The organism is Advenella mimigardefordensis DPN7 (assembly GCF_000521505.1).
Taxonomy (GTDB): Bacteria; Pseudomonadota; Gammaproteobacteria; order Burkholderiales; family Burkholderiaceae_B; genus Advenella; species Advenella mimigardefordensis.
Genome location: NZ_CP003915.1, coordinates 1,256,015 through 1,268,925, shown reverse-complemented (window position 1 = coordinate 1,268,925; position 12,911 = coordinate 1,256,015). Strand labels below are relative to the sequence as shown.

The following is a 12,911-nucleotide window of genomic DNA, read 5'->3' as shown; positions in this document are numbered from 1 at the left end:
TTAGCTGGCCTGTGCAACGAGTGCTCGCACATCCCCTGCCGCAGACAGGTCCCAGCACTGCTGAATCAGTTGGCGGGTCTTCTCTTCACCAAGGACCGGAACGGACATGGCCGCGAACTTGGCCACCAGATCATCGTCTGTCATCGGACGTTGCAGCGATCCAATCGCGTGATCTACGCGGACCTGCAGGCGTTTGCCATCCTTGAGTGTAGCCGTGGCCTCAACGGCCGCTTCATCAATTGTATCGTCCACAACAGCTACCACCTTGCGACGCGTTGCCACGACATCTTCGCGATTAACAATCGCATCGTCATACTCATCTTCAGAGGCCCTGCCGAAAATCAGGCCGGCAGCACAACCGTGATAAACGCTGAACTTGCCCTGCAGACCATCTGCCGGTTCTTTTTTCCCGGTCAGCTCCAGCACCAGTGAATGAACGCGCAAATCAAGACGCTCCAGATTGTCTGCCGTCACGCCCTGCTCTCTGAGTTGCACGCATGCGTCAATACTCGGATGGATCACAATACCGCAGGCAAAGGGCTTATATGCATTAAAGGAAATTTCAAAACGCTGGCCAAGCTCGTCTGTAATTTCATTCCAGTCAAACTTTGTTGATACCACCTGCGCGAAGCCCCGCGGTGCTTCAATCGCACGCGGGCTGGCGGTGAATCCCTCACGCGCCAGCAACGCTGACATCAGACCAGCCCGTGCAGCGCCACCAGGATGAAATGGCTTGGTCATAGTGCCGAACTGTTCACGCAGCCCCACAGGTTGCGAGGCGGCAATACCGAGTGCCATGGCTGTCTTGTCAGTATTCAGACCGAGCAGTCGCGCGCACGCAGCAGCAGCGCCTAGCGAGCCGGTAGAGCCTGTAATATGCCAACCCCTGTCGTAGTGATGAGGATAAATAGTGTTCCCAATACGGCATGCAACATCAATTCCCAGCACAATGGCATCGATAAGCTGGCGACCGCTGGCGCCGGTATGTTCTGCCAGCGCCAGCACCGCCGAGCAGACCGGACCGGCTGGGTGAATAATCGTTTTAAGGTGGGTATCATCAAAATCAAAAAGATGCGACGAAATGCCATTGACCAGAGCGGCGCTGCCAATATCTACCCTTTCCTGACGTCCGGCGATCATAGCCTGAGCGGCGGGCTCAAGGACCTGTACCGCGCGCATCGCAGCCAGAACCGCCTCGTGCTGCGATGCGCCCACAGCGCATCCAAGCCAGTTCAGGAAGGTGCGATGGGCCTCGTGCTCCACTGCATCGCTCCAGCCTTTTGAAGGATGGGTAGCAACAAACTCCGCCAGAATACGGGTAACCGCCGGGGCGTTCTGATCTGCTTCAACTTTGGTATTTACAGCCATGATAATCCTGATGAAATTTAATTAAAATATTACCAATGAAATAAGTCTGATTATTCGCCGGATTTATGCGTCCAGCCGGATATTCTGCTCCTGCGCCACTTTCTTCCAGCGCTCGAGATCTTTCTGAACATAGGCACCGAATTGCTGTGCGCTCATCGGCATCGGCAAAATAGCCTCAACTTGCAAGCGCTTTTCCAGTTCCGGCGTGATCAGGACAGCGTTGAGTGAGTCGTTGAGGGTTTTAACAATGTCATCTTTCAGGCCCCGCGGCCCGGACACACCGTACCACTGCAGGACATCGTCGAACCCTTTTACACCCAGCTCCTCGAACGTCGGGATATCCGGAAAACGCTCGCTGCGCTTGTTGCCTGTCAGTGCAATCGCGCGGACGGTTTTTGACACCAAATGTGGAACGGCAGCAGCCAACCCCGGAAACATCGCTTGCGTGCGCCCGCCAACCAGATCCTGAAACGCCGGGGCGATACCCTTATAGGCTATATGCTGGGTTTGCAGGCCGGTGTCCTGTTTAAGCAATTCCATTAACAGATGGGTCAGTGATCCGGCGCCTGCCGAACCATAGTTGCTCGTGCCATTACGCTTGAAATAGTCAATAAATTCGGCGAGCGTTTTAATGGGTAGCTTGGCGTCAACAACCAGCACATTGGGCGTGCCGCCGATCATGCCCACCGGCGTATAATCTTTGAGCGGGTCATAAGATACTTTTCTGGTCGCGGGGCCGGTGCCCAGCGTTGCCACATAACCCTGCATGAGGGTATAGCCATCGGCCGGCGCACGCGCCGTGCGCTGGCAGGCAATCACCCCTCCGCCACCGCCAAGATTTTCAACTACGAAAGTGGTATTACCCATCTCCTTTCCCCATTCGCTGGTGGTGGCACGTGCCACATAATCGCTACCCCCACCGGCAGCAACGGGAACGATGTAACTGATGGGTTTGGCCGGATATTTGTCCTGCCCCAGGGAAATAGAAGGTAAAGCGATGGCGCCTGCTCCCATACTGAGCAGAAATGAACGACGATCCATGATATGTCTCCTCCGATATATTTCGGATGTGTTAGTGGTGAAGTACCGGCCTATACCCGCTGGCAAAGCGGCATGGTCAATATCTGATTAAAACGATTGAACGACAGTAGCGGTTGCTGCAAGCTCTTACATGTCGGCAAGACGTTTGTGTGCCTTGACCACATGATGTGACAGCAGTTCGGCGCAATGCAGCGCGCCGCCGATATTGTCTGCATCACGCAGCGCCTGCACAATGTCCTTGTGCTCGGCATTGGATTTGCGGCGGTGATCCGGCGTAGACAGATTCTTGACCCGGGCAAGATGCAGTTTCTGAATCACCTCGCGATAGCTTTTGGCAATTTCACGATTACCGGCAAATTCAATGAAATGCCAGTGAAAATGCAGGTTGGCGTTGTAGTACGCTTGCACATTACTATCCTGATTGGCCTGATCCATTTGCGCCACACATATATCCAGCAACGCCACCAGCTCCATGCGCCGCTCTGGCGACAACTGCGCCACCATCTGGCCTGCATGATTGTCCATCAGCGCACGGAACTGATACAGATCGTGTACCTCTTCTTCGGACAACTCCCGGATGTAAACGCCCGAGTGCTTGCGCGACACCACCAAGCCCATGCTTTCCAGCTCACGCAGCGCTTCGCGCACCGGCACACGGGACACCTTCATTTGCTCTACCAGTTCCGGCTCGCGCAAGGCTTGCCCCGGCGTTAACGTGCCCGACATGATCTGATTCAACAGATAGTCGCGTACCAGCTTACCCAGTGACGTGTTCTTGATGCCTTCGAACGTATCCTGTCCGACCTGCGCATTTAGCCAATCCATATGCATTTCCTTAATTTCGTATAATTGTATACGATTATACGAAAATTAAATTACGGGATTTCCCTAATCAGATTAGTGACGGCATCACAATCAAAATATTACGAGCCTCCATGACAACCCGCCAATAGCCGTCTTCTGTACCGTTGCTGCGTGCTAATATCTGACGAAAACCCGCATTTGCCCTTAATACAACAGCTAAACAGGTGCTCAATGAATACAGTCCGCACAACCAGCCAGAAACGTGACGCTTTTTTTCAATTGCACCAGTCCGGCTGCTTCACTATCCCGAATCCGTGGAATATCGGCACCGCGAGGTGCCTGGAACAAATGGGTTTTGCCGCACTGGCCTCAACCAGCTCCGGGCATGCCTACGCCAATGGCATGCCAGACGGCTCCCAGTCGCTGGATATGGTGCTGGCACATCTGAGTGAACTGGCTGCGGCAGTCACCATCCCGCTCAATGCCGATTTCGAGAACGGCTATGCCGACGATGTAGAACAGATGCAGCAAAACATCATCAAATGCGTTGCGACAGGTGTGGCGGGGCTGTCCATCGAAGATGCACCGCAGGGTGGCGCAGATGGCTTGTATGAATTCACAGTGGCGGTCTCGCGCATCCGTGCCGCGCGTGCCGCAATTGATCAGACAGGCGAGCGCGTGTTGCTCACGGCCAGAACCGAGGGATTTATACGCGGTGCGCCCAATCTTAAACAAACTACTCAGCGCATTGCCGCCTTCGTAGAGGCGGGAGCAGACTGCGTCTATGCCCCCGGCATCAAAACGGCAGAACAGATTAGTGCCGTGGTGAAGGCCGCCGGCGGATGCCCCGTCAATGTTTTGTGCGGCAGTGCGATCGGTATGACGGTCGCTGAGCTGGAACAACTCGGCGTGCGCAGGATCAGCGTAGGTGGCGCACTGGCGCGGGTTGCCATGGACAGTTTTCTAAGGGTTGCACAACAAATAGCCCTGGAAGGCAAATTCGATGGATTTGGCGGCATCGTTAGCGGCGAGGAGCTGGATCGACGATTTGCCGTCCAGCCCGATTCGCACTAGCTACACACGACACATAGAGCTCGTCGGTATTTCAGTTGCGCCGGCCAAGAACGATATCGGCTGGCACACCTCTGCCCGCGGCATTAGTACGCCACCTTTCAGTCCAGGCACACAACGACTATTCGCGCGCAGTTGGCCGCTGTTCCTGTGCAAATCGCACCACGGTTACGCCCACCTTCAACTGACGCAGGGACGGCATGACCAGAACACAATTGTCATAAGGCGTCACGATTGGCTGGTTGTTATCCTGCCCGATTTGTGTCCCGGCACGTGCGATACATTCCATCCCCTGGTAGGGTTCTGAAAAAGTCAGAGAAAGCGACGTTGCGACAACCGGTGCAGTTACGCGCAGCACCGTTTGCGGTCCTTTAGCCGTAAGCGCCCAATGCGCCGGCAGGTCGGCAGCAACCACGATCTGCGACTCAAGCAGAAAATGCGCGATCACGTTTCGCGCCGTATCAATAGAAGAGGGGTCGCCGTGATATCCGCATTCAATCAACAACGCCAGCGCGGGCGACTGGAGATCGCCAAATTGAGCAAAGTCACGCATGCGTGTGCCATCCTTGTGCCCGGCGTCCATGATCACGTGTTGCGGCACGCCCAGTCGCTGCGCGAAATCCACGTTGCGTTTCAACATGCCAGTCATCATCAGCGGTGGGCTGGGCTCATGCATGGAATGAAGATCAAGCAGCCAGTCTGCAGCCTCAACCCATTTTCTCAGTTCAAGTGCCCGCCGACGTTCCTGCGTCACTGGCTGATCCAGTTTGTCGCTACTCCAGACACGGTTCATGTCTTCATCAACAAAACGTGCAGCGTCGTGCGCAGTTATGTCCAGCGTATCAAACGCAGCCAGATTACAAAACGCCAGCACCAGTCTGCCTTGCCTGGGTTTGACGTCAGCGGCCAGCAATTCTTTCAACGCCCAGGCGCCACAAATTTCATTACCATGAATCAATGCGGTGATCAGTAATGTCGGACCCGCGTTACCCGAATCAAACATCCATACGCCCGGCGTATCGGTGTTGCCCAGTCGCTCCGCAGACAAATCGGGTACTGTTATTTCGAACCGTGTACTCATGGTCGCTCCGTTGCGATGTGGGCCGTTTCAGCGAGTTTTTTGAATTTATTATGCTCCGCCTGGAAGAACGCAGCCAGATCAGGTTGCGTGCGCATGATATTACTGCCGGTCTTCTGGTATTGCGCCTGAAATTCCGGATCCGCCAACACTTGCTGCAGGCCGGCTTGTAATTTTTTGGTCACATCTTCGGGCATGCCTTTGGGGCCGAACAGGCCAAACCAGACGCTGATATCCATAGCCTTGAGTGCCGGGTTTTCAGCCAGCGCCGGAATATCCGCGGCAAATGAAGAACGTTTTGCACTGGTCACACCAATAGCAGTAATCTGCCCTGATTGTATCTGCGGTAACGCCGAAGACAGAGCAAATACACCCAGAGGAAGACGCCCGCTGGTCAGATCGGTTACCAGCGGCGCAACGCCACGATACGGCACATGCAAAAATCTGGCCCCGGTTTCAGCATTAACCATTTCACCCGCCATATGCAAGGAGGTACCCACCCCGGATGAACCATAGCTGTAGCTGTCCGATTTTCCTGAGGTTGCCACTTTTACCAGATCATCAGTATTTTTTATATTACCCGCTTTGGAAGCAGCCAATACCAATGGCTGATCACCAATCAGGCCGATAGCCTGCAAATCGGTAATGCCGTTATATTTAACCGCCGGATTTACCAGACTGGCAATGACCACTTCGTTAAGTGAACCCACTAGCAGCGTATAGCCATCCGGCCGGGCGCGAATTACTTTCTGTGCGCCGATGGTGCCGCCGGCGCCTCCCAGATTTTCAACTACCACATTGGCGCCTATTTTCTTTGCCAGGCTTTCAGCCACTATCCTGCCATTAAGATCAACGCTGCCGCCCGCAGGATATCCCACCACAATCGTGATGGGGCGATCAGGATATGTCGAGGCGGCGAGCGCCGTCCCACCACTGACCACCAACACAGCAACAGCACACAGGGCACAGAAAGTTGTTCGCGTCACTTTGTTACTTAACTTTTTCATGACAATGTCTCCGTTGGAACAGGTATTGCGTCTATACTAAATGGTGAAAATCCACATAATTGTGCTTTTATTGCACAACGTCGTGCAAAATAAAACCGACAAGGCAGCTTGTCCGTGACACACCATTCTGGCGGTCAGGCGCGCTTCGCTCCCTATTTTGACGGTAGCTATCACATGGCAGAAACCAAGCTTCTGAAAGATCTGATCGCCTTATCCAGAACATGCAGTTTTACTAAGGCTGCAGAGCTTCGCAATGTGACTCACCCTGCTTTCAGCCGGCGCATCCGGGATCTGGAACACTGGGCCGGCGCAACGCTGGTCGACCGCAGCAAGATCCCCGTGAGGCTCACTCAGGAAGGACGCGAACTGCTGGTGACCGCCGAATATATTGTTGCCAGGCTGAATACGGTCAGCAAGAAAATAAAATCGCCCGGACACGATACGAACCACATATTACGTGTTGCGACCGGGCGCTATCTGGCTAGCACGCTGGTAGCAGACTGGGCATGCAAAATGACAGATGCAATTGGCCGGGAGCTGTCTGCGCCGGTGTCGGTGCAAATCAGAACCGGCTCAACACCGGACATGGTCGCCCTGCTGCAACGCGAAGAAGTTGATTTTCTATGCTGCTACGAGCATCCCAATTTATCGGTTCCGGTTGCGACGGCCGGTTTCCAGTACCTGCAATTGGGCGCAGACCGATTTGTGCCGGTGTGCAGTGCCGCCGAATACAGTTTAGCGGCCTATGATCTGCTTGATGAATTTACGCCTATTCCGCATGTAACCTATCTGAATACCCTGTCACTACACCATATTCTGAGCGACCATCTGCGGGCAAGCAGTTATGCGCTGTCACCGGTCGCCTATTGTGATTCAGTGGAAGTGGCCTGGGCGCTGATCAAAAAGGGTCGTGGCATCGGCTGGCTACCCTGGTCCGTAGTTGCACAGGATTGCAAGGCAGGCACATTACGCGTTCTGGGCGGCAGGCAAAACGAAGTACCGTTCGAAGTAAGACTGTATCGCTCCAAGGAGCCCCTGTCGGTTGCTGCGGAGATGATTTGGGAACGCACCACGCGCTGATACAGGAGAATATGCCTGGGTACTGACGCTGCATTTTGCTTCATCAAAGGCGAGCAACTGGCAGCCAGTGTTCCGTTGCACATGCAGGCAGCATGTGTTCCGCAAAGCAACAGTCGGCACTGACCCGAACCCGCCTTCCCCGAAAGCAACACACGCATCGCTACCGTTACTGCCTGCTCCCCTCTGTCGCACCATACGCAGTGATTTCGGGCATCTGCCGAATTCTGGATTTGAGCATTTTTCCTGTCGCGCCCAGCGGAATAGCGTCCACGAAAATCACGTCATCCGGTATCTGCCATTTGGCCATTTTGCCTTCATAAAACTGCAGTAGCTCCTCTTTATCCAGCGTCATATTCTCGCGCTTAACAACCACCACAACCGGACGTTCTTCCCACTTTGGATGACTCACACCGATGCAGGCAGCCAGTTGTACCGCCGGATGAGCCATGGCGATGTTTTCGATGTCGATCGAGCTGATCCATTCGCCACCGGATTTAATCACATCCTTGCTGCGATCTGTGATCTGCAAATAGCCATCGGCGTCAATCGTTGCGACATCTCCGGTGGGAAACCAGCCATCTACCAGCGCGGCATTTCCCTGACCGGGAAAATAGTCGCGCACGACCCACGGTCCCTTTACATACAAATCACCGAATGTTTTTCCGTCCCAGGGCAATTCGTTTCCAGCGTCGCCAACAATTTTGAAATCAATTCCATACAGCGCCCGCCCCTGCTTGCGACGCAGTTGCGTTTGTTCTTCTGCCGGCAGCATGAGCGATTTGTTTTTCAGCGTGCAGAGCGTCCCCAAAGGACTGGTCTCTGTCATTCCCCAGGCATGGATTACCTCAACATTGTATTGCTCGCGAAACGCCTGGATCATGGACGGAGGGCAGGCCGAACCGCCAATCACAGTGCGTTTCAGAGTGGAAAATGATTGGCCTTCACTTTTGACATGATCAAGCAGCATCTGCCATACAGTGGGCACACCGGCAGCAAACGTCACTCCCTCCTGCTCTATTAACTCATAAACCGATTTTCCATCCAGCTGAGGGCCGGGAAAAACCAGCGATGCGCCAGTGAGCGCGGCGGCATATGGTATTCCCCAGGCATTAACGTGAAACATGGGTACCACAGGCAGAATCACATCACGTGCCGATATGCTCATGGAATCGGGCAGCGCTGCTCCGTAGGCATGCAGCAGCGTGGAACGATGGCTGTACATGACTGCTTTAGGGTTACCTGTGGTGCCGCTGGTGTAGCACATGCTGGAAGCGGCATTCTCATCAAACTGCGGCCAGTCATAATCATCCGATTGCGGTTCTATCCACTGCTCATAACTGATCAGCCCCGGAATGCCATTATCAACAGGCAACGCGTCACGGTCGCATAGTGCGACATATTGCCTGATCGTTGGACATTTGCTGTGCACCGCCTGTACCAAAGGCAGAAAACTGATATCGAAGCACAGCACTTGATCATCGGCATGATTGGCAATCCATACGATCTGATCGGGGTGTAACCGGGGGTTGATGGTGTGCAGAACCCTGCCCGAGCCGCTTACGCCAAAATACAATTCCAGATGCCGATAGCCATTCCATGCCAGCGTGGCCACGCGCGAGGAAAGAGGCAGCGTCATGCCATCCAGTGTACGGGCCACCTGCCGTGAACGACGTGCAACATCATGCCATTGATAGCGATGTACATCACCCTCAACGCGTCGCGAAACGATTTGGGCATCGCCATGATGGCGTTCGGCATGCACAATCAGCGACGATATCAGCAGTGAATGCGGCTGCATCAGGCCCATCTGTATTTCATTTGTCATAAGCTGTCTCTCTTGTTGTTTCTCTTGTTGTTTCTCTTTCGGATTGATTCTGTCCACCCCGGGTAAGAAAGTACTTATGCAACGAGCTGAGCAGGTTTAACAGGTACGCCTTCTGCACTGCAAGTGTGTCTTTCTTACGCGATCATTGTCCCACAATTATTCAATTATTCAATTGCTGATTCAACGGATAGCAGACCCGGATGAATGTGCTTGCGCCGCAACAAAACCACAGCAACAGACTTGGGTAGCGAACGATGGCAGCCACCTTCCTGTGAGGTCAACCAATCCGGCTGCGACCAGGGTTACCGTGCGTTTCAGACTAACGATCATGCTGCGGCGTGCCTGCTTCCTTTTCCAGCAACTGGCGCTTGCGCGCCACACCCCAGCGATAGCCCGATAAATCGCCATCGCGCCTGACTACGCGATGACAGGGGATGGCAACGGCAATGCGGTTGGCGCCACAAGCCTGCGCCACAGCACGCACGGCAGTAGGCGCCCCGATCCGCTCGGCAATCTCACCGTAACTGACTGTCGTGCCGGGTGGAATGTCACGCAATGCCTGCCACACTCGCTCCTGGAATGCCGTACCGCGAACATCCAGCGGCAGGTTCAGGCCTATCGATGGCGCCTCGACAAAGCCGATCACTTGCGCAACCACACGTTCAAATGCAGCATCACCGCCAACGAATCGGGCCCTGGCAAACTGATCCTGCAGGTTGCGCAATAGCGTATCGGGATCGTCGCCCAGCATGATGGAGCAGATACCACGCTGGCTTTGCGCCACCAGAATTGCCCCCAGCGAACATTGGGCGATAGCAAACCGGATAACTGCACCCTGCCCGCCAGCCCGATAGTCCCGGGCGCTCATACCCAGCAACTGCTCCGAGGCTTCGTAAAAGCGGCTGTTGGAGTTGAAGCCTGCGGTATAGATGGCATCTGTGATTGAAGTGGCGGACCCACCCAGTTCATCGCGTAATTTTCTGGCGCGCCAGGCAGACGCGTAGGCTTTCGGTGTAACACCCGTTTCAGCCTTGAAGACGCGATGAAAATGAAACGGGCTCATATTGGCCTGGGCTGCCAGCTCATCCAGGCTGGGCGGCGTTGGCGCCGCTTCTATCTGGCGACAGGCCCGCGCCACCAGCTCTGCACGTTCATCTGCTGCCAGGGTTCGATCCGCGTGCGCGCGGCGGCTGGCACGATAGCCGGCCGCTTCTGCATCTTGCGCCGTATCAAAAAACACCACATTTTTTCTGTTGGGCAGGCGAGCCGAGGAACTGGGCCGACAGTACACCCCCGTGGTTTTTACCGCATAGACAAAATGCCCATCCGCCAGTCGATTGCGACTTTGTACAGCCTGCCAGCGCGCCTCATTGGAAGAAAACTGAACAGGTGCTTGCGTTGATGACATGATTGATCTCCTGGAACCCGGACTGTCGCGGTCAGAATAAAGCCCAATTCAATCGCAAGCAATCTTTTTCTTGCGATTGAATTATCACATAACGCATTGAGCAGACAGCAATCACGCGTGGCGATAATCGTCTGTCGCCGTGCACGTCTCTTCATTATTGCTTTTGCAATTGCGTTTCTCTGCTTCTGTCGCAGGTTACGTCATGCATGTCGCGCAACCCATCGGCGCCAGCCTTCATTTGTCGCATTTTGCTTAAATTCAGCCAGTATTCAGGTGCCGTTTTGCAGCCACCGAACCCGGATGTACGGCTGTTTCCATCAACAGCAAACACACAGGTTTTTCTTTGAGAGAAGTCCCCTGACAGCACCATGTCTGATCGTTGTCTTGATGCTGCCACCATTCGTGTTGGCACGGAGATTGCTTAACAGGGGCTAGTACCGGCCAATACGAGCCGACGCAGGTGCGGCTGGCTGGCAACACTAAATTTACGGAGACATACATGGACAAACACTTTTCCCGCTTCATACTGAAAGCACTGGCTGCGGCTACGCTGCTGAATTGCGCCGGCATGGCAGCCGCTGCCGAAGCTGACTATGCGCCGGTCACAGATGCCCGTCTGAAGAACGCGGCTACTGACGACGGCTGGCTGATGTACCGCCGTGACTACACCAGCCGTGGCTATGCGCCGTTCAAGACCATCGATACCTCAAACGTCGCCAACCTCAAACCGGCCTGGGACTGGAAAAGTGATTTCGACATGGGCCACGAAGCCCCGCCGATCGTTAACGGCGACTATATGTTCGTGACCACACCGAAGAATAATCTGATCGCCTTCCAGGCCAGCACCGGCAAGCAACTGTGGAAATACGAGCACGATCTGTCCGAGGTCGGCCTGAAAACCATCTGCTGCGACGTCGTCAACCGTGGCGTCGCCCTGTATGGTGATAAAGTCTATATGGCCACGCTGGATAACCACGTGGTTGCGCTGGACGCCAAGACCGGTAAGGTCATCTGGAATGAATCACTCAACGCAGCTGACGTTGGCTATGCCATGACCCTGGCGCCGCTGGTCGTTAAAGGCAAGGTAATCGTTGGTGTGTCTGGTGGCGAATACGGCGCGCGCGGCTTTGTGGAGGCGCTGGATGCCGAGACCGGCAAGCAGGTTTGGAAACAGCACACTGTGCCGCTACCCGGCGAACCTGGCGGCGACACCTGGCCCAAGGGCGCGGCTGAAACGGGTGGTGGTGCAGCCTGGCTGACCGGCTCTTACGATGCCGAAACCGACACCCTGTTCTGGGGTGTAGGCAATCCCGGACCATGGCTGGCCACACTGCGTCCTGGCGATAACCTGTATACCGATTCGGTGATCGCGATGAATCCCGACTCCGGCAAGATCAAGTGGCACTACCAGTACACACCCAACGATACCTGGGACTATGACGGCACCAATGAGACCGTCCTGACCGATATTACCTACAAGGGCAAAGAGCATAAAGCGCTGGTTAGCGCAAGTCGCAATGGCTGGTTCTATGCCATCGACCGCAATGACGGCAAGCTGATCTACGCAGAGAAGTTCGCCACTGCCACGTCGATTACCGGCTTTGACGCCAATGGCAAGGCCATCACCGATCCCGAAAAACGTCCAACCGTGGACAAAGAGGTGTTCACTTGTCCAAGCTTTCTGGGCGGCAAGAACTGGTGGCCAATCTCGGTCAGCCCGGACACCCACATGGCCTATGTACCCACTCTGCATACATGTATGACCATGAAGGGCGCAGCGGTCAGCTACAAGGCCGGTCTGCCATTCCTTGGCGAAACCTTCCTGGTTAAGCGCGATCCGGCCTTCCCTAATCATTGGGGTTCAGTACAGGCGATCGATCTGAATACCGGCAAGCAGGCCTGGGAATTCCCGTCAGAACTGCCATGGAACGGCGGCATGCTGACCACAGCCGGCGGCCTGCTGTTCTCCGGTAGCGCAGATGGCTACCTGTATGCCTTCGACGCCAAGACCGGCAAAGTCCTGTGGCAAAGTCCGAAGATGGCGTCCGGCGTGCTGGGCGTGCCTTCAACCTGGACGGTCAACGGTAAGCAATACGTCGGTGTGTTCGCCGGCTGGGGCGGTGGCGTACCGATCTGGGGCGGCGAAATGGCCAAGGACCCCAAAGTACGGAACATCCCGCTGGGCGGCCACCTGTACGTATTCTCGCTGTAAGCCATGGAGTTAAGGAA

Annotated in this window: 10 protein-coding genes; 3 read left to right on the top strand and 7 right to left on the bottom strand. The window is 54.9% G+C overall.

Annotated features, from left to right (window positions below):
- The 3 genes from MIM_RS05945 to MIM_RS05935 all read right to left on the bottom strand — a co-directional run bounded on the left by MIM_RS05945 (position 1) and on the right by MIM_RS05935 (position 3,234).
- The gene (locus tag MIM_RS05945; protein ID WP_025371847.1) at positions 1-1,368 is read right to left on the bottom strand and encodes an MmgE/PrpD family protein; all 1,368 of its coding nucleotides are present in this window, start codon (positions 1,366-1,368) and stop codon (positions 1-3) included.
- A 63-nt stretch (positions 1,369-1,431) separates the two neighbouring features.
- The gene (locus MIM_RS05940; RefSeq protein ID WP_025371846.1) at positions 1,432-2,409 is read right to left on the bottom strand and encodes a Bug family tripartite tricarboxylate transporter substrate binding protein; all 978 of its coding nucleotides are present in this window, start codon (positions 2,407-2,409) and stop codon (positions 1,432-1,434) included.
- A gap of 126 nt (positions 2,410-2,535) precedes the next feature.
- A complete protein-coding gene (locus MIM_RS05935) occupies positions 2,536-3,234 on the bottom strand; it encodes a GntR family transcriptional regulator (protein ID WP_025371845.1) in 699 nt (232 codons plus the stop codon).
- Between the two features lie 210 nt (positions 3,235-3,444).
- On the opposite strand from MIM_RS05935, the gene MIM_RS05930 reads away from it, so the two are divergent.
- A complete protein-coding gene (locus tag MIM_RS05930) occupies positions 3,445-4,287 on the top strand; it encodes an isocitrate lyase/PEP mutase family protein (RefSeq protein WP_025371844.1) in 843 nt (280 codons plus the stop codon).
- Between the two features lie 118 nt (positions 4,288-4,405).
- On the opposite strand, the gene MIM_RS05925 is transcribed toward MIM_RS05930, so the two are convergent.
- Entirely contained in the window at positions 4,406-5,365 is a 960-nt protein-coding gene (locus MIM_RS05925) for a M14 family metallopeptidase (RefSeq protein ID WP_025371843.1), read from the bottom strand.
- The gene (locus MIM_RS05920) at positions 5,362-6,369 is read right to left on the bottom strand and encodes a Bug family tripartite tricarboxylate transporter substrate binding protein (protein ID WP_025371842.1); all 1,008 of its coding nucleotides are present in this window, start codon (positions 6,367-6,369) and stop codon (positions 5,362-5,364) included. Before MIM_RS05920 ends, MIM_RS05925 begins: the two co-directional genes overlap by 4 nt.
- A gap of 114 nt (positions 6,370-6,483) precedes the next feature.
- On the opposite strand from MIM_RS05920, the gene MIM_RS05915 reads away from it, so the two are divergent.
- On the top strand, positions 6,484-7,449 hold the full coding sequence (locus MIM_RS05915; RefSeq protein WP_144084597.1) for a LysR family transcriptional regulator: 966 nt from the start codon (positions 6,484-6,486) through the stop codon (positions 7,447-7,449).
- Between the two features lie 166 nt (positions 7,450-7,615).
- On the opposite strand, the gene MIM_RS05910 is transcribed toward MIM_RS05915, so the two are convergent.
- Positions 7,616-9,274, bottom strand: coding sequence for a 3-(methylthio)propionyl-CoA ligase (locus MIM_RS05910; RefSeq protein WP_245592823.1), 1,659 nt, complete (start codon positions 9,272-9,274; stop codon positions 7,616-7,618).
- A 319-nt stretch (positions 9,275-9,593) separates the two neighbouring features.
- On the bottom strand, positions 9,594-10,682 hold the full coding sequence (ada, locus tag MIM_RS05905; RefSeq protein ID WP_025371839.1) for a bifunctional DNA-binding transcriptional regulator/O6-methylguanine-DNA methyltransferase Ada: 1,089 nt from the start codon (positions 10,680-10,682) through the stop codon (positions 9,594-9,596).
- 499 nt (positions 10,683-11,181) lie between these two features.
- Here ada and MIM_RS05895 point away from each other — a divergent pair, with 499 nt between their 5' ends.
- On the top strand, positions 11,182-12,894 hold the full coding sequence (locus MIM_RS05895) for a methanol/ethanol family PQQ-dependent dehydrogenase (protein WP_025371837.1): 1,713 nt from the start codon (positions 11,182-11,184) through the stop codon (positions 12,892-12,894).
- Positions 12,895-12,911: the final 17 nt, after the last annotated feature.